The organism is Salinisphaera dokdonensis CL-ES53, assembly GCF_040361215.1.
In the GTDB taxonomy this organism is placed as follows: domain Bacteria; phylum Pseudomonadota; class Gammaproteobacteria; order Nevskiales; family Salinisphaeraceae; genus Salinisphaera; species Salinisphaera dokdonensis.
Window position 1 is genome coordinate 85568 of sequence record NZ_APND01000005.1, and the last position, 20109, is coordinate 105676.

At 62.5% G+C, this 20109-nt stretch carries 17 protein-coding genes and 1 tRNA gene; 10 read left to right on the forward strand and 8 right to left on the reverse strand.

What is annotated here, in order from left to right; all coding sequences use genetic code 11:
- Positions 1-113: 113 nt before the first annotated feature.
- The 4 genes from SADO_RS15080 (at position 114) to SADO_RS15095 (ending at position 5246) form a co-directional block, all read left to right on the forward strand.
- A complete protein-coding gene (locus SADO_RS15080; protein WP_353112865.1) occupies positions 114-2450 on the forward strand; it encodes a bifunctional acetate--CoA ligase family protein/GNAT family N-acetyltransferase in 2337 nt (778 codons plus the stop codon).
- A 77-nt stretch (positions 2451-2527) separates the two neighbouring features.
- Positions 2528-3178 (forward strand): cation efflux transmembrane domain-containing protein, encoded by a 651-nt coding sequence (locus SADO_RS15085; protein ID WP_353112867.1) that lies wholly within the window; start codon positions 2528-2530, stop codon positions 3176-3178.
- Positions 3179-3218: 40 nt separating this feature from the next.
- A complete protein-coding gene (locus SADO_RS15090; RefSeq protein ID WP_353113261.1) occupies positions 3219-3764 on the forward strand; it encodes a DUF924 family protein in 546 nt (181 codons plus the stop codon).
- A gap of 159 nt (positions 3765-3923) precedes the next feature.
- Positions 3924-5246 (forward strand): acetamidase/formamidase family protein, encoded by a 1323-nt coding sequence (locus tag SADO_RS15095; RefSeq protein WP_353112869.1) that lies wholly within the window; start codon positions 3924-3926, stop codon positions 5244-5246.
- Positions 5247-5608: 362 nt separating this feature from the next.
- On the opposite strand, the gene SADO_RS15100 is transcribed toward SADO_RS15095, so the two are convergent.
- A tRNA-Arg gene (locus SADO_RS15100) sits at positions 5609-5685 on the reverse strand.
- Between the two features lie 464 nt (positions 5686-6149).
- On the opposite strand from SADO_RS15100, the gene SADO_RS15105 reads away from it, so the two are divergent.
- The 5 genes from SADO_RS15105 to SADO_RS15125 all read left to right on the forward strand — a co-directional run bounded on the left by SADO_RS15105 (position 6150) and on the right by SADO_RS15125 (position 10943).
- Entirely contained in the window at positions 6150-6767 is a 618-nt protein-coding gene (locus SADO_RS15105) for a TetR/AcrR family transcriptional regulator (protein ID WP_353112871.1), read from the forward strand.
- Entirely contained in the window at positions 6767-7777 is a 1011-nt protein-coding gene (locus SADO_RS15110; RefSeq protein ID WP_353112873.1) for a 3-oxoacyl-ACP synthase, read from the forward strand. The genes SADO_RS15105 and SADO_RS15110 overlap by 1 nt, the downstream gene beginning before the upstream one ends.
- A gap of 70 nt (positions 7778-7847) precedes the next feature.
- Positions 7848-9362 (forward strand): AMP-binding protein, encoded by a 1515-nt coding sequence (locus tag SADO_RS15115; RefSeq protein WP_353112875.1) that lies wholly within the window; start codon positions 7848-7850, stop codon positions 9360-9362.
- A gap of 470 nt (positions 9363-9832) precedes the next feature.
- Positions 9833-10288 carry a hypothetical protein gene (locus SADO_RS15120; protein ID WP_353112877.1) on the forward strand — a complete coding sequence of 152 codons (456 nt, stop codon included), beginning with the start codon at positions 9833-9835 and terminating at the stop codon, positions 10286-10288.
- A gap of 205 nt (positions 10289-10493) precedes the next feature.
- The gene (locus SADO_RS15125) at positions 10494-10943 is read left to right on the forward strand and encodes a hypothetical protein (RefSeq protein WP_353112879.1); all 450 of its coding nucleotides are present in this window, start codon (positions 10494-10496) and stop codon (positions 10941-10943) included.
- A gap of 292 nt (positions 10944-11235) precedes the next feature.
- Here the strand turns inward: SADO_RS15125 and SADO_RS15130 are convergent, their stop codons facing one another.
- Complete coding sequence (locus tag SADO_RS15130) at positions 11236-12237, reverse strand: protein-L-isoaspartate O-methyltransferase family protein (RefSeq protein WP_353112881.1); 1002 nt, start codon at positions 12235-12237, stop codon at positions 11236-11238.
- Between the two features lie 61 nt (positions 12238-12298).
- A complete protein-coding gene (locus tag SADO_RS15135; protein WP_353112883.1) occupies positions 12299-13765 on the reverse strand; it encodes a hypothetical protein in 1467 nt (488 codons plus the stop codon).
- A gap of 374 nt (positions 13766-14139) precedes the next feature.
- Here SADO_RS15135 and SADO_RS15140 point away from each other — a divergent pair, with 374 nt between their 5' ends.
- Complete coding sequence (locus SADO_RS15140) at positions 14140-15033, forward strand: alpha/beta fold hydrolase (RefSeq protein WP_353112885.1); 894 nt, start codon at positions 14140-14142, stop codon at positions 15031-15033.
- Here the strand turns inward: SADO_RS15140 and SADO_RS15145 are convergent.
- From SADO_RS15145 to SADO_RS15165, 5 genes are all read right to left on the reverse strand, one after another.
- A complete protein-coding gene (locus SADO_RS15145) occupies positions 14990-16171 on the reverse strand; it encodes a branched-chain amino acid ABC transporter permease (RefSeq protein WP_353112887.1) in 1182 nt (393 codons plus the stop codon). The two genes, SADO_RS15140 and SADO_RS15145, sit on opposite strands and share 44 nt — an antisense overlap.
- Entirely contained in the window at positions 16171-17193 is a 1023-nt protein-coding gene (locus tag SADO_RS15150; RefSeq protein WP_353112889.1) for a branched-chain amino acid ABC transporter permease, read from the reverse strand. Before SADO_RS15150 ends, SADO_RS15145 begins: the two co-directional genes overlap by 1 nt.
- Positions 17194-17206: 13 nt before the next feature.
- Positions 17207-17932: an ABC transporter ATP-binding protein gene (locus SADO_RS15155; protein ID WP_353112891.1), complete on the reverse strand. Its 726-nt coding sequence runs from the start codon at positions 17930-17932 to the stop codon at positions 17207-17209.
- Complete coding sequence (locus SADO_RS15160; RefSeq protein ID WP_353112893.1) at positions 17929-18738, reverse strand: ABC transporter ATP-binding protein; 810 nt, start codon at positions 18736-18738, stop codon at positions 17929-17931. The genes SADO_RS15155 and SADO_RS15160 overlap by 4 nt, the downstream gene beginning before the upstream one ends.
- Before the next feature lie 81 nt (positions 18739-18819).
- Entirely contained in the window at positions 18820-20010 is a 1191-nt protein-coding gene (locus tag SADO_RS15165) for a substrate-binding domain-containing protein (protein ID WP_353112895.1), read from the reverse strand.
- Between the last annotated feature and the right edge of the window lie 99 nt (positions 20011-20109).

Consider the following 20109-nt stretch of genomic DNA (forward strand, 5'->3'; position numbering starts at 1 on the left):
ACCCGTCGCGCCATCTGCTTGAGCGCAGAGCACAACCCTGCTGTGATGTCGCCGATGAACGTGCGTCCGACCAACACAGAGTCGCCCTTGCGGCGACCACCGCGCCTGCCGGCATGACACTCCGCAATATCGACGCGCTGTTCCATGCCGAGGGTGTGGCGATCTTCGGTGAGCCCGACAGCGAGGCCCAGCAGCAGCTCGTGCGCAACATCGAGGCGAGTGTCGACGCCGACAAGCGTTGTCATGTCGTATCGCGGGCGGGGCTCAGCCAGCTCAGCGAGTTCAAACCAGCGCTTGCGGTCGTGCTCGATGCACGCTGGGGCACGGCGGCTCGTATCGGGCGCCTGGGCGAGAACGGTTGTCGCGCGGTGCTCTGGGTGTCGGACGATCGCATCTCCGGCAATGCCCTGCGTGCGGCCCAGCCCTACAATCTGCGTCTGCTGGGCTCACGATCCGCCGGTATCTTCCAGACGCGCGCTGGGCACAATTTCAGCACGCTGCCCCTGGCACCGCGACCGGGCAAGGTCGCATTGATCACCCAGTCGCAGTCGCTGGCCGCGGCCGCGCTGGACTGGGCGCTCGGACGCAATATCGGTTTTTCCTGGATGGCCTGCAGCGGCTCGGAAGCCGATATCGATGCGGCCGACCTGCTCGACTACGCGGCGCTTGACCCGCGTACCCGTGCGGTGGTGCTGCAGGTGGGCCATATCCGCTCGCCGCGCAAGTTCATGTCGGCCGCCCGCGCGGCGGCGCGGGTGAAACCCGTACTCGTGCTGCAAACCCGGCGTGCTGTCGACGACGGGCCCAAAGGCCCGGACCCGGCGCGATCCGCCGCGTTCGCCCGCGCCGGGCTGGTCGAGTGCGAGAATCTCGGCGGGCTGTTCGACGGCCTCGCGGCCATGGAATTGCTACCCACGGTCGGCAGTAATCGCATCGCTGTACTCGCAAACGGCGACGGCGCCTGTGCGTTGGGAACGGATGCCATGTTCCGCCACCAGATCGAACCGGCGCGCCTGTCCTCGGACAACCGAGATGCTCTGCTCAAGGCGGCCCCCAAGGCCAGCAACCTTGGCGTATCAATCGATCTGGGCCGTTCCAGTATCGAACACACGATTGCGGCCCTCGAATGCGCGACGGACGACGCGAACATCGATGCCGTGTTGTTCGTTCACAGCCCGGTCGCCGGCCAGCCCCACGAGCCCATGGTCGATGCGATCGCCGATACCAAATTTGCGGGCCATCTGATGACCGTCTGGCTGGGCCTGCACACCGCCCAGCCCGCACGCCGCAGCAGTGCACGGGCGCGTCTTGCGACGTTCGCCTCGGCCGACGAGGCTGTACGCGCGGTCCGTTATCGGGCGCGCTACCACTTCACCCGCGAACTGCTCACCGCAACACCGCCGCCCGATCCGACCGTGACCGCGGATGTCGACGGGCTGCGCGAACGCCTTACCATGCTGTCCAGCAACGGCGTGGAATGGCTGTCCAGCGACGAAGCGGCCCATCTGCTCACCGCCTACGGCATCGCCGGCGAGATGCCCGCCGAAACCGATGTACAGGTCCGCGTGCGCGTCTACCGGCACGACGAACTCGGCATGGTCATGAGCGTGCGCGACGAAGCCTTGGGCATCGCGCCTGCCTACGGCTTCGCGCCACTCGACGCATTGCTTGCCCGGCGCATGCTCGAAGGCGCGAGCGCGGGCCGTCTGCGGGGTACGCGGGCCGCCTTCGAAGCCCTGGCGCAGGCGCTGGTCCGCCTTGGCAAGATGGTCGTCGATCTGCCGTCGCTGTCCGGACTGGACGTGCGGGTTGCGGCCGGCCCGCGCGGTCGCCTCCAGGCGCCGTCGGACAGCCTTATCGAGATCACCGGCAATCCGCTGCCCGCGCGGGACCGGCTGGCCATGTCGCCCTATCCGGCGCGCATGCGCCATATCGTTTCGCTGCGTAACGACACGCGTTATATCGTGCGTGCCATACGGCCTTCGGACGAACCCGCGGTGCTTGACCTGCTGGAAAGTCTCAGCCCCGACGAGATCCGGCTGCGCTTCTTCAACTTCATCCGGCATTTTTCCCACGACATGGCCGCGCGTATCACTCAGGTCGACTACGACCGCGAAGTGTCGCTGGTGGTCAGCCGCTACGACACGCCCGACAGCCTGGCCGGCATGGGAACGTTGATCTGCGATCCGGACGGTACGGAAGCCGAGTTCGCGATTCTCGTCCACCACGACCATGCCGGCGTTGGGTTGGGCCGGCATCTGCTCGACTGCCTGTTGCGCCAGGCCAGCGCACGCGATATCGACACGGTGTACGGCGACGTGCTGGCCCAGAACAAACCCATGCTGAAGCTGGCACGCAGTCTGGGGTTCAAGGTGAAGCTGAATATCGAGGATTCCAGCAGCGTGCGCGTGGAGATCCCCGCGGCCAACTACGCCCGCGAAAAGAACTGACGATCGCTGCCGCCGATTGGTGGTCAAACGGCCCTGGTTGTAGAATGAGTGATCGTTCAAACGAACACCGATAGACCATGGCCGGCTGCTGCAGCGAAGACGACGCCCATCTCCAGCAAATGCGCGAAAGCCAGAAGCGGGTGCTCTGGATCGTGCTTGCGCTGAACGCGGTGATGTTCGTGGGCGAATTCACCGCCGGGTGGATCGCCGGCTCCACGGCCCTACTCGCGGATTCGCTCGACATGCTCGGCGATACGCTCGTCTACGGCCTGAGTCTGGCTGTGATTGCCCAGGGGGCGCGCGCCAAGGCCATATCGGCCGGTTTCAAGGGCGCGATCATGCTCGGCTTCGGCCTGCTGGTCAGCGTGCAGCTGGTGTTCAAGCTGATCTACGGCCTGCCGCCCGAAGCCACGCTCATGGCCGGCGTCGGCGCGCTGGCGCTGATCGGCAATATTGTCTGCCTGATCCTGCTCACCCGTCATCGCGAAGACGACGTGAACATGAGCTCGGTCTGGGTCTGCTCGCGCAACGACCTGTTCGCCAATAGCGGCGTGATCGCCGCCGCCGCACTGGTCGCCCTCACCCACAGTATCTGGCCCGACATCATCATCGGCGCGGCGATCGCCGGCCTGTTCATTCGGTCATCGATCGGCGTACTGCGCGACGCGCGAACCGCCTACGACGCGGCACCGTCGAGCAGCGCCCCGGTGGCCGATAGTCGTGGATGACAAGACCGGCTACGCCGCCGGTCAGAATGAAAACCAGGCATTGCCGGTATCGCCGGAAGCGGTGAATCATTTCTGGTTTGACGAACTCTCGCCTCGCGACTGGTTTCGCAAGTCAGCCGCACTGGACGAGCAAATCAGCACCCGCTTCGGCGTGACGCTCGAGGTTGCCGCCGCGGGCTGCCTGTCGGGCTGGCGCGAATCGCCGCATGGCCGACTAGCGGAAGTCATCGTGCTCGACCAGTTCTCTCGCAATATCCATCGCGATAGCGCCCGTGCTTTCGAGAACGATCCTGCCGCACTCGCGCTCGCCCGGCACGCCATCGACACCGGCGCCGACCGCGGCCTCAGCGCTCAGCAACGCGCTTTCCTCTACATGCCGTTCATGCACAGCGAGGCGCTGGCCGATCACGAGACGGCCCTCGCTCTGTACCGATCGCTCGGCATGGAGAATCACCTCGACGCAGAGCGAAAACACTACGCGATCATCGAACGCTTCGGGCGCTACCCGCACCGCAATGCCTTGCTCGGGCGCGAGACGAGCGCCGAAGAAGCCGCGTTTCTAGCCGAGCCCGGGTCGTCGTTCTGAACGACTGAACCGCTGGCGGCCCCGGTCACGCAGATAGGCGAAGACCGAGAATGCCCTGATCCCGTGGCGACCAGAGTACGTTCTGGTGCTCTCGCGACGTGCTAACTTCGATGCATCCCACTGTCATGTGCGCATCCGAGACGCGTCCGGAGAAATCCCATGCACCACGAAGGTCGCCCCGAACAAAAGGCTCAGCGCAGCCTTGTCGTACAAGATTTCACGAACAGCCTGCTCGACCCGAATGAACCCATGGCCGGTCGTGTCGAGAACGGCGGCACGATCATCGCCAATACCGCGCCGGGGTGCTGGGGCCCCATGATCACGCCACGCTTGCGCGGCGGCCATGAAGTCACGCGCCCGGTTCATGTGGAAGGCGCGGAGCCCGGCGACAGCATAGCCATCCGGATCCGCGACATCACCGTCACCTCGATTGCCACCGCATCGGGCCACGACAGCTCGCCGGAAGGCTTCTGCCTGGGCGATCCCTATGTTGCCGCGCGTTGCCCTGCCTGCGACATCCTCTGGCCCGAAACACATGTCGAGGGCATCGGTCAGGATTCGGTCAAATGCGACAACTGTGGCAACACAGTCACCCCTTTCGAGATTGTGCACGGCTACACCGTGACTTTCGACGACACCCGCCAGGTTGGCGTAACGCTGCCGGCGTCTGCGGCTGAAACCATGGCACAGGACGCCAACCACTATGCGGCCCTGCCCGATGCGAGCCGGCAGCATTCGATCCTGAGTTATGCGCCGTCCGATATGCCCGGCCTGCTGGTGCGCATGCGTCCTTTCCTGGGTCAGCTCGGCACCTGCCCATCGACCGCCATGCCGGATTCACACAACGGGGGTGATTTCGGCGCGTTTCTCGTCGGCGCACCGCATGAGTACGCGCTCACTGCGGAACAGCTCGCCGAACACAAGACCGACGGGCATATGGATATCGACGCAGTCCGCGCCGGCGCGATCCTTGTCGCACCGGTAAAGGTCAAAGGGGGCGGCATCTACATGGGCGACATGCATGCCGGTCAGGGCGACGGCGAAATTGCCGGACATACCATGGACGTCTCCGGCAGCGTGACGCTGCAGGTGGAGGTCGTAAAGAACTATCCCATCGACGGGCCCGTGCTGTTTCCGCTGCTCGAAGATCTCCCACCCATGGCGCGGCCGTTCACCGCCGCCGAAAAAGCCAAGGGCGCACGTCTTGCCGCCAGATGGGGCATGGACGCCGTGGAGGACGTCGCGCCGATATCAGTGATCGGCACTGCCGCCAATATGAACGACGCGATCACTAACGGCCTCAACCGTGCAGCCACGCTTCTGGGGTTAAGCGTTCCAGAGATTCGCAATCGCGCCACGATAAACGGCGGCGTGGAAATCGGGCGTGATCCCGGCGTCGTCCACGTCACCTTCCTCGCGCCGATGGCACGGTTGGATGCGGTGGGCCTTGGCGACTACGCGCGCGAACAGTACGAACTCTGAAAAGGTACGTTCGAATTGATTCGCCCATCTCGGCGAGATAACAGCGCTCGAGCGGACCCGACGCTACGCTCCGCGGTTCGGATTCGCTAGGCGAATCCGTCGAACCCGCTTGTCTGCCTGTCGCAGGTTCGACACGTGTTGCAGAACCATTGCTAAGAGCGGCGCTACGGCCGCTCTTAGCAATGGTGCCCCGAGCAGGAGTATTCGCGGCTGCGCCGCTCACCCTTCGGGCCCGCGTCGCTACGCTCCGCGGTTCGGATTCGCTGCGCGAACCCGTCGAACCATGCTTTTCTATCTGTCGCAGGTTCAACCCTATCCAAAAAACCAATAAAAAATACCGGCGCTAGGCCGGCATTTTTTATTGGTGCCCCGAGCAGGAGTCGAACCTGCGACCTGCCGCTTAGGAGGCGGCTGCTCTATCCTGCTGAGCTACCGGGGCGTGCTTTGCGCGCCGCTAGACTAACGCAAGGCGATGTATATCTCGACCTGTTATTGGTGGCAGTCGCGATCAAAGGTGCCCGAGTAGACGGGGAGTTGAGCAGTCAAACCAGCACTCGATGGACCTCACCCCTCGAGGAGCCACGAGACCATTACCTTGCGCTCACTGCCATCAACCGTTTTCCCAGCGAAAACCTCGCACCCATCGCGGGGATCGATCAGCAACCGTGATACACGGGGCGGTCGACGACGAGCCAGGCAACCACCGCTGCCGTCGCATGCAACCGCCGACGTATTACCTGACCGCTGGTGGCCCTGTTTCGATTGCGGTTGTCGGTAGCTCCAAAGACGAATTCCGCATTGCGCGAGCGTCCCCCTGCACCGCGCCCGTATGCGCCTGATTGACAGTATTTGTAGAGGACAGCTAGCATCCAACTGAAACATGCATCACTAGTCACCTTTGCCATGCCGAGCAGCGACAGTGCGTCACTGAAGCCGATGACCGCCCGTGGCGAAGCGACCCGCCAGAGAATTCTCGGCGCGGCCGAGGAAGCCTTCGGCAAATCGGGCTTCTTTCGGGCCTCGATCAGCGATATCACCCGCGGTGCGGGCGTCGCTCAAGGCACTTTCTATCTCTATTTCCAGAACAAGGAAGAGGTGCTGGGCGAACTGGTGCGGCATATGGGCCGGGAGCTACGAAGGATGCTCACCCACTCCATCCCGCAGGATCTGTCGCGACTGGAAGCCGAACGCGAGGGCATCGCGGCTTTCATGCGTTTCGTGTCGCAGCGCCAGAACCTATACCGCGTGGTTCAGGAATCGCTGTTCGTGGACGAGCAGATCTATCGCGACTATTACATGGATTTTGCGCGCGGCTATATAAGCGCCCTCGAAAAGTCCGTCGAGAAGAGCGAGATCCGCGACGGCAATCTGGAAGTGTGGGTCTGGATTCTCATGGGCGTCGGCCATTTTCTTGGACTGCGCTACGGCCTGTGGGCCGAAAACGGGCTCGGTGACGCGGAGCTCGATGCCGTGATGGACTTCATCCGCAACGGCATCGCCCGACCGGCGGACCGAGATTAATGCCCCGCGCCTGCGTGACGGGCCTGGGGGTATACATTCCCAGTGGCCGGATCAGCGCGGACGAGATTGCACAGGCGAGCGCCCTACCGCTCCAGGTCATCACGGAGAAGCTCGGCCTGCTACAAAAACCCGCCGCAGACGAGCAGGATCATCCGACGACAATGGCCTTGCACGCCGCCCGGCGGGCGCTCGACGAATCCGGCATCCATGCGCGCGAGATCGATGTCGTCATCTCGATCACCGAGGAATACAAGGAATATCCGGTCTGGACGAGCGGGATCAATCTCGCCCACGAGCTCGGCGCGCACAATGCCTACGCTTTCGATGTCGGTCAGAAGTGCGGTACCGGTGTACTCGCCTTGAAGCTCGCCCGCGACCTGATCGTGGCCGACCCGCATGTCCGGACCGTGCTGGTGGCTGGCGGGTATCGAAATGGCGATCTCATCGACTACCGCGACCCCAACGTGCGCTTCATGTACAACCTCGCGGCGGGTGCCGGCGCCGCCATCATCCAGGCCGATGCACCTGGCCACGAGATTCTCGGTAGTTCGATCATTACTGACGGGGCCTTGTCACGAGATGTTCTGGTGCCCGTCGGCGGCACCAAGGCGCCTATCACCGTAGCCACGCTTGGCGATTACCGCCTGACGGTCACCGACCCGGCGGGCATGAAGCGACGGCTCGGCGAGTGCTCAGTGCGCAACTTTCTGCAGGTCATTCGCGAAGCGGTTACCCGGTCCGATGCTGCGCTTTCGGATATCGCCTATCTCGCCCTGCTGCACATGAAACGCAGCGCGCACAAAGAGGTATTGGCATTGCTCGATCTGCCACCGGAGCGATCGATCTATCTCGAACATCACGGGCACATCGGCCAGGTCGACCAGATTCTGAGTCTGATGCTCGCGCGCGAAGCGGGCCGCCTGCACCATAACGAACTGGCGGTGCTGGTCGCGGCCGGTATCGGCTATGTCTGGAACGCCCTGTGTCTTCGCTGGCACGATCCGGCATGAGCCCGCGCGCGACGTGCCCGCACCGCGGCGATCGAGGACAATAACCACTAACGCGCAAACGGAGAGAGCCATGGAGATGTTCGACCTGCTCGGCCACCGTGCCCGCGTCACGCCGACGCGTATCGCGCTGGAGGATCTGGCGAGCGGACAGCGCTACTCCTATGCGGGCCTGAACGAGCGGGCCGCCCGTTTCGCGGCGGCCGCCACCGAGCGATGGGAGCTCGAGCCGGGCGACCGTATCGTCTATCTCGGTTACAACCGCGCCGAGTTCTTCGCCATGTTGTACGGCTGCGCAAAGGCCGGCCTGATACTCGTGCCGCTGAACTGGCGCCTCGCCGAGGCGGAGCTCGCCGCGTTGCTCGACGATTGCGACCCCGCCGCGCTCGTCCATGGCGATGAGTTCACGCCGGTCGCCCGTAATCTGGCGACACCGCGTACACGCTGCCTGCGGATCGCAATCGGCGACCCCGCGACCGATGCCCGCGACTATGATCAGGACCTGTCCGACGTAGCGCCCGATCTGTCCATCTGCGCCCCGCGCGACCCGGACGCGACCTGGTATCTGCTCTATACCGCCGGCACGACAGGCCGCTCGAAGGGCGTGATCCAGACCTTCCGGATGATGCTCGCCAACTATCTCAACATCGGGCTGGCCATCGGACTGACCGGCGACGACGTGCTGCTGAACGTGCTTCCGGTGTTTCATACCGCCGGTATCAACCTGTATTCCAGCGCGCTCCTGCTCGCCGGGGGCACCGTGCTCGTATCGCGCCAGTTCGCGCCGGAACAGGCGCTAGACGTGCTGGAGCAGCGGGCAACCGTCTTCTTCGGCGTCCCCGCGGTTTACCAGGCATTGCTGGAGCAACCCGGTTTTAGCGGCGAGCGCCTCGCGCGCGTGCGCTCCTGGGGTTGCGGCGGCGCGGCGCTCTCGTTGCCGGTGGCGCGGCGATTTGTCGAGCACGGAATCCATGTGCGTACGGGCATGGGCATGACCGAAACCGGCCCGACCGTGTTCCTGCTCGATACTGCCGACGTGCTCGACAAGATCGGCTCTGTAGGCCGCCCCCAGCTCCTGGCCGAAACGCGGATCGTCGACGCCGAGGAACGAGACGTGCCCACAGGCGAAGCCGGGGAATTGCTGATCCGTGGACCCGGCGTCACGCCCGGCTACTGGCAGCAGCCTGAAGCCACGGCCGACGCATTCACCGCTGACGGCTGGCTGCGAAGCGGCGATATCGCCCGCTGCGATGCCGATGGCTGCTACACCATCGTCGATCGTCGCAAGGACATGTTCATCTCCGGTGGGGAAAACGTCTATCCCGCCGAGGTCGAAAAAGTGCTCGAGCACCACCCCGCACTCGCGGAACTGGCCGTCACCGGTGTGCAGGACGCCCGCTGGGGCGAAGTCGGCAAGGCATGGCTCGTGCTCCGTCCGAGCGCCGCACAACCCAGCGATGACGATTTGAAACACTTCTGCCGCAAGCAACTGGCTTCGTACAAGGTTCCGGCACGGTTCGAATGGCTCGACGCACTGCCGCGTAATGCCGTGGGCAAGATCACCAAACAGGCGTTGCGCGAGCACTGATCGCACGCTCGACGTCGAGGCGCCGAGTTCCCTCAACACGTTTAGCCTATGTTGCGACCGTTACGTATCGAGGCCGTGGCGACCGACCACGCTTAGATACCCGTCCGCCCTTCCCACCACCAAATCCACAACTACGAAAAGCCTGATTCGCAGCGGCGGATAACACACCTGGCGACGGCACTTTCACGCGCCACCACCGCGCACTTCCGCGATGTTAACCCTCTTCATTTGCTGGCGGAATCCGCGCGCGTTCGTTGCGTTATACAGCAGTTAGTCGATTTACGAAATTTAATTTCGATAATTTTTTCTTTGCAAATGAGAGCCGTAGCGATAAACCCCAATTTTGTTGCAGTGCATTCCTTGAATATACAGCGATCTGCCACTAACTTTAGTCGCGTACCAATTTTCAATACGACTTTTGTCTACGCCGCTATCGAATATCGAGCGTAGCGTCCTTCAAGGAGACAGACATGCAAAATCGCACTGTGACCCGTATCGCTTCCGTCGCTGTTCTGGCCAGCCTTCTCGGCTTCTCGACCTTGGGCTTCGCACAGTCCGAAGCGGTTGAAGCCATGAACGCGCGTGCCGACCAGGCAACGACCGCCACCACGAGCCCGCAGGCTCATCCGATGGCTGATGCTCTGGCCGCCGACCTGGACGCGCATAACAAGCAGGACACCGAAGGTCGCCTGCCGGAGACCCACGTCCCCGCCGATGAGGCACCGCAGCAGGTTGCACAGCAGACGCGTCAGCTGAGCGCTGACCTAGACGCCTACAACGCCAGCGCCACCGATGGTCTGGTGCCGTCCACGCACATGCCTGCGAACGCCGACAACCATTCGGCCGATCCGCAGGCGCAGGAACTGGCTGCTGAGCTGACCCGTTATAACCAGAGCGGTGGCAGCCTGAACAGCGTGCGTTTCTAAGCACTAGAAACTCGCGTTAGCGAAAGAGCCGGAGGCCCTTGGCTTCCGGCTTTTTTGTGCGCAATCGAGTTATACTCGAACTAGGTCGGTGTGGGGCCGACTTACCGGCGGCTGAACGCAACAATGGCGTACGGCAGACCGGGCATGACAATAAACGAGGCCGCTGCCGCCGCGCGCTGCAATGCCGGCCTCTCAGGAGAAACAAATGCAGAAATCGGGATACAAGAGGCAGTTAGTGGCTTACGGTCTGGTTTGCGCCGGCACCCTTGGGGTATTCGGCAGCGCTCTGGCCGGCCATCACATGGAAGACGAACAGACCAAGGCCGAGGCGATTGCAGAGGACGTGAATACGTTCAACGAAAATCGCGCGTCGCTCAAGGAAGAAAGTGCGGCTCGCGCCGGCACAACCACCGGCAACCTGAACGGCTCGGCCCGCATGGAAGGCGAAGCCGCCATGGGCGCTCAGCGCGACGGCGCGCTGTCCAGTGATGTGAAGCGGTTCAATCAGAGCGGCGGCTCGCTAAATGCCGACAGCGCGGCGAGCTCGGATCTCGATGATAATACGCAGGCTTCGGGCCATGCGGCGCACGGCGCAAGCGCCGAGAGCAAGGAGCTGTCGCAGCGTATCGAGGAGCACAACAAGAACGCGGAGTAGTTCGTATCTTGTTCGCCTGGTCACGCAGAGGACCAGGAATCAAAGCCGGGAATAGCGATAACGCTTCCCGGCTTTTTTTATTCTCAAGTGCCTAAATGATGGATTTAGCCGCAGGCCAGTCACCGACGGCACTCGGCGGCGCCGAACTCCTGGCGTGACTCTCGACTGGCAAAGCCTGCAGACGTCCATCTGTGGCGAACTGGAGCTGATCTCAGCGTTGTCGAACGCTTAAAATCTCGCAGACCGTCGATGGAAACGACCTCGAATCGGTGGCCCATCTGAAAACCGCGAACTACTCCACCAGCGTCAGGCGATCCTTTGGCGTTGGCATACGGCCCGAAACCTGTTCGGCGACCGCCACGTTCTGACCCACGAACTGCTTGATGCGGATCCGACCCTCTTCAGGGCCCGGCTCCCACGCGATGATGCGCCCGGCCGGTGAACGAACCACCGAGCCCTCGCCGTGCACCGCCAGCGTGCTGTCGGCTTCAAGACCGGAGCTGCGCCCTGCGTTGATATACATATCTTCGCCATTGAGGGCAAAGCTGTGTGCAAACCACGGCGCTATCGAAATACGATCCGCCGCTGTACCCAGGACGTGGTCACTCCACACCGTAACGTCGGACCCATCGCCCAACGTCTTGGCACGCAGCGCAAGTTCGGTGCTGACGGCGTCGTACTCGATACCGAAATCGGTATCGACCATTCGGGCGCGCACCTGCGCTACACCGCCGCTCGTGGAATTGATATCCAATACGAGCAAGGCCCGGATACCCGGAAAGATGCCGAGCAGTTCGGGGCAGCCCATCGGCGTCGCTGCGCCGCAGGCATCCGAGCCGCCCACGGATTCATCGAGTTCGTTCGGCTTGACCAGCGTCAGTCCATTCGCTGCCGCATAGCGATCAAGCGTATTCATCAGGCGATAGGCAGATAGCGAGTCTCGCTGGTCCGCCGCGATATAGACGCCCAATTTCGGGCGCAGACCATCCAAGTCCGGACGCATGGCGACCGGCATGGCAGCCGATCCACCTCCCACCTGCGCGGGTGCGCCCGCCGTCGGGTTCTGTCCGACTACCGAGGCACGGCCCTGAGCACGCGCCTCGTCCATCCACCGCTCCCAGAACGGCTTGCCCCATTCAGTCTGCTCATAGCCGAAAGCGGCCTCGGAATCGGCCAATGGCATCTGTCCTTCATCACCGGAAGGCGAACCGTTGGTGGCACAACCACTCACGAAGGACACGGCGAGTACCGACAGCGCCACCGAACAAAGCCGCTTTGCTAGAAGATCCGACAAAACAAGTACTCCAAAAAAACAGGGGCCTTCGCGAACGAAGGCCCCTCAAGATTACTGACTCTTAGAATTCGACGCCAAGATTCACGCTGCCCGCGATCACACGGTCATCCGCGAAGCTGCCGCCATTCGGCAAGGTGCCGACAAGGCTGTTGCCGCTAAGCGTGCCGACATCGTTTTCCTTGAGCATGCCGAGCGTGGCCCAGGTCCGAACCACTTCATTGAGCTGGTAGCTCGCCTGCAGGTCATAGACCGTGCTGGAGTCACTACCCACGCCGGGGACATCGATATCCAGCGAACCCAGCGCGCCGCGAAGGGCGAACTTCGGCGTGACGTTGACCGCCACACTGCCGATGATCAGCGACTGGTCGTAGCCTTCGCGACCCAGGAAACCGCCCATGCGGTAGAGGCTGGTCGGGTTGGCCGTGGACTCGGGGCTGGAGTTGATCAGGCTCGAGTAGGTATCGAAACCCGACGAGATCAGACCGCCGTCCCAAGTGCCGACGTACTGGCCCTTGAGTTCGAACATGCCGACGTCGGCGCCGATCCGGAAGTAGCCCGCATAGGAGTCGTCGGTGAAGAAATCACCGTCTTCCGGGGTCTGGTTGGCGTTCACGTTGCCGTTACTGAAGTAGTTACCACCGAAGGCGATATCCAGCGGACCGACCTTGCCCTGCATGTAGGGCGAGAACAGGTTGGCGTTCGACAACGCATAGGCGCTGCGCACGCCCGTGGAACCGTCTGCGGCGGCGTCCGGAATGCCATCACCGTCGGTATCGATCAGCACGGGATCCGTGTCGACGAGGTCGCCGTTGTAGCTGTTCAGGTAATGCACATACAGGAAGCCGAGCGACCAGCCGCTATCCCACAACGGAGCGACGAAACCCGGAAAGATCTGGTCGCCGTTGTCTTCGTTGTAGAACTGGTCGCTGTCCTGACGGCGGTCATAGCCGATAAACGCACTGATATTACCCAGCTTGGTCAGGAACAGCGCACGGTCGCGACGATCATCGCAAACGAGGAAACAGTTGTTCCAGTTGGCTTCCTGACGGCCGACACGCAGCAGGCCGAACTTGAAGGGAATCTGGACAAAACCCAGGTCGAGACGAACGTTGTCGCCGCGATTCGTGTTGTTGAAGGCCTGGCCGCTCGTGCCGGTATAGCCGCGGTCGTCGCCGCTCCAGCGATCGCCCGCCAGTTCGATACGGGTATGAACCTCGACGCCCGTCTCTTCATGCTTGAGATTCGCCTTCAAGCGCAGGTAGTGCGCGAAACCGTTGTCGCCATCGTCCGGATCGGTCTGATCGTCCAGACGCTGGCCGGCGTTGGTCGGCGCCGGCACCGCAAACGAATCGGACTGCACATAGAAACCCGTGGCCCGGTAGTCCACCCCGAAATCAGTTTCGATGGCCGCATTGGCCGTGGTCGCGCAGCCGAGAGCGGCCAACGCGGATACGCCGATCACACGGGGCAGATGCCCCAGACGACCGGGCTGTTTCGCCTCGATTGCTTTTTTGATATCGCGGATCATTTCTTGTTTCTCCCCTCCGTTACAACGGGAATCCCTTGGATATTGTTCTTGAGTACTCCGCATGCCTGTCGCGGGCATCGTGAGCCGGGCTGGCACTCTTGTCAGAGGCTCTTCCCGTTTCCCGCTCGCACCGCCAGCTGGCCTTTCCCTGCCTCGTGCGCACACTTTCGTGGCACCCGAATGATGGCCGTCTGATGGTCGATGCTGAATACTCCCCCTGCAGTGACTAGTGAGTCATAAGTCACGAGTTACTGTTTATAGTATTTTTTTTAGAGCTGCAACCCGTTAGTGAACCACTGTTTCAGTTTATCTTTTGCAGGTGAAACGACTTCTTTTCGAACCAAGACAACCCATTTGTATCTGGTTGATTTGCTATGACTATTTCGATTTCCAAGCTATATTGCCTGAACCCTACAGGTTTTCACCGCATCAGCTGCACAGTCTGGAGTGCACTGCACCATGCGCGACCGCTGGTTTGTGCACACGGATTCTCACGGAACGGGCGCGATTTCGATGCGCTGGCGAGCGCGCTTTCTGACACGTACCAGGTCTATTGCCCCGATGCCGCGGGTCGCGGGCACAGCGATTGGCTGGAACAGCGCGAGCACTACAACTACGACCAGTACCTGCGGGACAACGCCACACTGCTCAGCCATATCACCGCCCCGCTGCCCGACGAGCCCTCTCGCCCGTCGCCAAGCGTCGACTGGGTCGGCACATCCATGGGCGGGCTGGTCGGCATGATGCTGGGAGCGCAGCCGCACAACCCGATACGTCGCCTGGTCCTCAACGACATCGGTGCGCAGATCAGCGCAGCGTCGCTTAACCGGATCGGCGAATACGTGCGCGAAACCCCTACCTTCGAGACAGTCGCGGACTACCAGGCGCACCTGGCGGATATCCATGCCAGCTTCGGTCCGCTCGACGAGACGCAGTGGCAGCATCTGGCCCACCATTCGCACCGGATGGAAGACGGCCGCGTGGTGCCCCACTACGACCCGAAGATTGCATCGGCGTTCGACCAGCCCGTCGAGGCGGACGTCGAACTGTGGTCGCTATGGTCGGCGATCGATATCCCGACGCTGGTCATTCGCGGCGGGCAGTCCGATCTGCTTGCATCGGAGACGCTCGATCGCATGGTCGAACTCAAGCCGGACACGCAAGTGCTCGAAATACCGGACGCCGGTCACGCGCCCGCGCTCATGCGCGACCACGAGATCGCGGCTATCCGCGCGTTTCTTTCGGATCCGTCGCTGGGCCCGGATTGATATCGGCGCCGACACGTCGGCGTCGACTCTCGCTGCGCAATCGCAGCTGGCCGACGATGCCTCGGGGGAAGAAATACACGCTGAGCACGAACAGCAGCCCGAGCCAGAGATACCAGCGTTCCGGGTCGAGCATCGCATGCACGAGGGGCAACGAAGCGCTCGCCTCGTGCGCCACCGCCAGCAGGCTCTGGAGATAAGTCTCGGCCAACACGAACAGCGCGGTGCCGACGATCGCCCCGTAGAGCGTGCCCATGCCGCCGATCACCGTAATCAGCAACACGTTCACCATCAGGTCGAACGATAGCGTCGACTCTGGATTGATATAGCGAAGCGACAAAGCCGCCAGCGCACCGGCGAAGGCCGCGATCATCGCCGATATACAGACATTGATCGTACGAAATGCCACCGTTCGATAACCCAGCGCCTCGGCCCGGAACTCGTTCTCACGGATTGCCTTGCATACCCGCCCGAACGGCGAGTTCATCATCCGTAGCAGCGCGAAGAATATGCACACGGCCGCAACGAACAGCACGTAATAGATCAGCACCATGCCGCTGGTACGCACGTCGAACCACGCCCCGGCGAAGTCACCCGAGGTGAGAAAGCCGATGAGATTGAACCCCGGCACCGGCTCGTCGGTGAGGGTATAGCCCGGCCCGAGCACGAACGGCACCTGGAAAGCGATACCGTCCTCACCGCCCGTGAAGTGGTACAGCTTCGAGACCAGCGTCATGAAGCCCACCGCGACCGCCAGCGTCACCAGCGCGAAGAACACCGCCCGTACGCGCAGCGAAAACAACGCGATAACGAACGCCACGGCAAGCGCGGTCGCCAGCCCGGCGGCAAGGCCGACGCCAATCGCGCCCCAGCCGCCGCCCAGATCACGCAGCGAGATCGCCATCGCATACGCACCGATGCCATAGAACATCGCGTGCGCGAAAGAAATGATGCGCGTATAGCCGAGCAGTATGTCGTAGCTGAGCACCAGCATCGTGAACAGGCAGATCGACGAATAGGTGCGATACGCGAGCGGGCCGGGAAACAGGAACGGCGCAAAGGCCAGCGCGAGCACGATGATCACGAGCAGCACCGTCAATGCGGGACTGCGCGGCGTATCCCCGGAAAGCAGGCGCATCATCAGACCTTCACCACGGGAATGAGTCCCTGTGGCCGCCACATCAGCACCAACACCATCAGCACGATGCTGGAGAACTCTGAAAACGTCGGCGCAACGAAACCCATGTAGTTGGTAAGAAGGCCCACCACCAGCGCGCTGTAGAAACAGCCGGTAATCGAACCCAGACCGCCCATGATGATCACGATGATCACGTCGACCAGCAGCTGTTGGCCCAGCTCGACGTGGATCAACTCTTCATAGAAGCCCCAGAGCACGCCGCCGAACGCGCCCAGAGCGGACCCCACCGCGAACACCGCGATGAACAGAAGCTTGATGCGATAGCCCAGTGCCTGAACCATCTCGCCGTTCTCGACACCCGCGCGGATGAGCAGGCCGACGCGCGTGTACTGGATCACCGCGAGCATGCCCCAATAGACGGCCAGTCCCGCCCCGACCGCGAATAACCGATACTTCTCGAACGCGACGCCGCCAACCACGAATGCACCGCGCAGCACCTCCGGCCGCGGTAACGGGATCTCGTGTGCGCCCCAGAACACGATGATCAACTGGGTGATCACGATCGCCCCACCCACGGTGACCAGAATCTGGCGCAGATGATCGTCGTAGACCGGCTTCACGATGACTCGCTCGAACACGAAGCCGAGCAGGCCAGCCACAACGAGCGTGGCCAGTGCGGCCGGAAAGATCAGCAGCGCCTGGGATACCGCTGCCAGCGGCGCCCAACCGGCGAGCATGAGGAACACCGTGCCGCCGACATACGCGCCGACCGTGATGAACGCGCCGTGGGCAAGATTGAGCACGCCCATCAGGCCAAAGATCAGCGTCATACCCGATGACACCACAAACAGGATCAACCCCATCGCCAACCCGGCAACGGTCAACGACAACCAGACATGCCAGGGCATGATCGCCACACCGATCGCCGCGACCAACGCCAACAGCAGGTAATGCGGCCGCGCGTCCAGCGCCTGGCGAATCCTGTCCCCCAATGCAGCCCGGTCGGTCTGCTCGGCAACATTCATATTGGCTGCACTCCTAGGCATGGGCGTCGAGGCTAAGGCCAAGCAGCCGCCCCTGCAGTTCGGTGTCGTCAGCGAGATCAGACATGCTGCCCGCATGCACCACGCGGCCATCGTCCATCACCGCGACATGGTCACCCACCGCCCGGGCGAAGCTGAAGTTCTGCTCGACGAGCAGGATGGTCGTATCGGTCTGCTTGAGTTCACGGATCGCCTGCACCAGATCCTTGATGATCGCCGGCGCCAATCCCTTGCTGGGTTCGTCGATGATCAGGAATGCGCGCGGCTCGATGATCGCGCGCGCAATCGACAGCATCTGCTTCTGGCCGCCGGAGAGCAGCCCCGCTGGCGTGGTCCAGAATTTCTTCAGCGCCGGGAACAAACCAAATATCCAGTCCAGCCGCGCCGTATCGAAATGCCGGCGTTCGGCGGCGAGGCGCATATTCTCCTGCACGGTCAGCAGCGAGAATATGCCCATGTTCTCCGGCACATAACCAATGCCCTGGCGCACGATTCTGGGCGTACGCCAGTTCGTGATGTCCTGGCCATCGAACACGATCCGCCCTTTGGACGCCTGCCAGAGATTGATGATCGTACGCAGCGTCGTGGTCTTGCCTGCGCCGTTGCGGCCAAGCAGCACGGTAAGCTCGCCGCGCGGCAGCGTCAGATCCACGCCCTGCAGGATGTGGTAATGGCCGATGTGCGTATGCACGCCTTCCATGGTCAACAACGGCGCGCTCATGCCGAGGCCTCTGGCGACTCGGTTTCCGGCGCATCCAGCACCTCGCCAAGATACGCCTGCTGCACCAGCGGCGAGGCAATCACCTTTTCGGGCTCGCCCTCGTCGAGCAGTCGTCCCTCGTGCAGGACGATGATGCGATCCGCCAACGAGCGCACCACGTCCATCTTGTGCTCGACCAGCAGAACCACCTTGTCCCGCGTTTCGCGGATCGCCTGGATCAGATCGAGAATCACCGGGACCTCGTCCACGCTCATGCCGGCTGTCGGCTCGTCGAACATGAATACCCGCGGCTCCAGTGCGAGGAGCATGCCGACCTCCAGCTTGCGCTGGTCGCCATGCGGCAGAGTCGCGGCGAGCCAGTCCCCGCGATGGGCCAGCGACACGCGTGCGAGATAGTGGTCGACCTTGTCGCGAATATCGCCATAACCATCCGCCAGCCGGTGCATGACCAGTCCGGCGCCGGTGCGCGCACTCGCAGCCAGCCACATGTTTTCCCGCACGCTCAGTTCCGGGAACAGATTGGTGAGCTGAAAAGCACGACCGATGCCCATCTGCGCTCTCTTCGGCGCCTTCGTGCGGGTGATGTCCTGGCCGTCGAACCACAGCTTGCCGGCCGTGGGCATGAGCTGACCGGACAGCAGATTGAAGAACGTGGTTTTGCCCGCGCCATTGGGGCCAACGATCGCAGTGAGCGTGCCGTTATCGAAGGCGCAGCTGACCGCGTCGACCGCCGTGTGGCCACCGAAACGGATGGTCAGATCACGCGCTTCGAGCAGCGTCCGTGGCGTTGTGTGTGAAGAACTCATATGTCCTTGATCAGCCGCCGGCAGATGACGGATGACCGGCCGCCCGCAGGCGACCGGCTCCGCTTCTCCCCCGAAACCTGTTCAGCCGTTGTCTACCGGAATCTCCATCTCGCTGGCGGGAATCTCGCGCACCAGCTCCGGCACGGCCCATTCGACACCGTCCTCGACCTTGATCTTGAAGTGATACATCGGCTGCATCGCCTGATGGTCGGCGGCCCGGATATGCATCGTGCCCTTGGGCGACTCGAAGTCCAGACCCTCGAAAGCCTCGATCAGCGCTTCGGTATCGGTGCTGCCGGCTTTCTTGATGGCGGCCACGATCGCCATCGCCTGAGCCATGCCCTGCGCGGTAAAGAAGTCCGGCGGGCCGTCGAACCGTGCCTGGTGCTGTTCGACCAGCCAGTCGTTCACGTCGTTATTCGGGTTCTCGTAATAGTAGTAAGTCGCGCCTTCCATGCCCGGGAATTGCTTGTAGGCAACCAGCGCGGGAATGATGTTGCCGCCCGTGGTGAGCTTGATATCGAAGCGCTCGGGCTGCAGATCCTGGATACGGCTCATGGGGTTACCCTTGCCGGCCCAGATCGTGAAGATATATTTCTCTTCACAGTCATCGCGGCCCTTGAGCGTGTCGAACAGGCGCTGGGCGGCGGCCGTGAAATCGGTCGTCTCCGCCGGCAGATACACCTCCTTCACGATCTCCGCACCGCGGGCTTTCGCCGCCTTCGTATAGGCCGCGACACCATCACGGCCGAAGGCATAGTCCTGCGCCAGCGTGGAGATGCAAACGCCCTCGTCGGCCACCGCTGCCGCATTCGAAATCGCATCCTGCGAGGAATTGCGGCCCACGCGTACGACATAGCGGTTGTAGTTCGCGCCCGTAATCGAATCGGCCACGCCTTCCGGAATGAGCAGTTTTTGGTACTGGGCCGCGACCGGCAGCATGGCCAGCGCCACACCGGAAGACACGTCGCCGACTGCGATCGTCGCGTCGTCCTGCGTATAGGCCTCGGCCAACAGTGCCCGCGCACGCGGCGCCTTGAGCTGGGTGTCCTTGGTAATCAGATTGATCTTCTTGCCGAGCAACTCGTTGCTGCCATCGGTCGCGTATTCGAAGCCCAGTTCCATGCCGTGCTGAAGCTGCTGGGTGTAGGCCTCGAGCGGGCCGGTAAAGCCGGCGACGTGGGCGATGGTGATGCTGTCGTCCGCGGCGTTAGCCTGCAAGCCGATCACCGTGAGCGCGCTCGCCATCAATGCGCGTGTCGTGTTCTTCATGTCCCCTCCGTTTCCGACCGCATGTCGCGATCGCATGCCGTTATTGTTCTTGCCGGACGCCATACATGACGTTTGACTCAGTCGTCATGTTTTGAATAT

What these genes read in the sequence shown, in the direction of transcription:
- SADO_RS15080 (WP_353112865.1), top strand. Translation starts at nt 114, where the DNA reads ATGACACTCCGCAATATCGACGCGCTGTTCCATGCCGAGGGTGTGGCG.
- SADO_RS15085 (WP_353112867.1), top strand. Translation starts at nt 2,528, where the DNA reads ATGGCCGGCTGCTGCAGCGAAGACGACGCCCATCTCCAGCAAATGCGC.
- SADO_RS15095 (WP_353112869.1), top strand. Translation starts at nt 3,924, where the DNA reads ATGCACCACGAAGGTCGCCCCGAACAAAAGGCTCAGCGCAGCCTTGTC.
- SADO_RS15105 (WP_353112871.1), top strand. Translation starts at nt 6,150, where the DNA reads ATGCCGAGCAGCGACAGTGCGTCACTGAAGCCGATGACCGCCCGTGGC.
- SADO_RS15110 (WP_353112873.1), top strand. Translation starts at nt 6,767, where the DNA reads ATGCCCCGCGCCTGCGTGACGGGCCTGGGGGTATACATTCCCAGTGGC.
- SADO_RS15115 (WP_353112875.1), top strand. Translation starts at nt 7,848, where the DNA reads ATGGAGATGTTCGACCTGCTCGGCCACCGTGCCCGCGTCACGCCGACG.
- SADO_RS15120 (WP_353112877.1), top strand. Translation starts at nt 9,833, where the DNA reads ATGCAAAATCGCACTGTGACCCGTATCGCTTCCGTCGCTGTTCTGGCC.
- SADO_RS15125 (WP_353112879.1), top strand. Translation starts at nt 10,494, where the DNA reads ATGCAGAAATCGGGATACAAGAGGCAGTTAGTGGCTTACGGTCTGGTT.
- SADO_RS15135 (WP_353112883.1), bottom strand. Translation starts at nt 13,765, where the DNA reads ATGATCCGCGATATCAAAAAAGCAATCGAGGCGAAACAGCCCGGTCGT.
- SADO_RS15140 (WP_353112885.1), top strand. Translation starts at nt 14,140, where the DNA reads ATGACTATTTCGATTTCCAAGCTATATTGCCTGAACCCTACAGGTTTT.
- SADO_RS15145 (WP_353112887.1), bottom strand. Translation starts at nt 16,171, where the DNA reads ATGATGCGCCTGCTTTCCGGGGATACGCCGCGCAGTCCCGCATTGACG.
- SADO_RS15150 (WP_353112889.1), bottom strand. Translation starts at nt 17,193, where the DNA reads ATGAATGTTGCCGAGCAGACCGACCGGGCTGCATTGGGGGACAGGATT.
- SADO_RS15155 (WP_353112891.1), bottom strand. Translation starts at nt 17,932, where the DNA reads ATGAGCGCGCCGTTGTTGACCATGGAAGGCGTGCATACGCACATCGGC.
- SADO_RS15160 (WP_353112893.1), bottom strand. Translation starts at nt 18,738, where the DNA reads ATGAGTTCTTCACACACAACGCCACGGACGCTGCTCGAAGCGCGTGAT.
- SADO_RS15165 (WP_353112895.1), bottom strand. Translation starts at nt 20,010, where the DNA reads ATGAAGAACACGACACGCGCATTGATGGCGAGCGCGCTCACGGTGATC.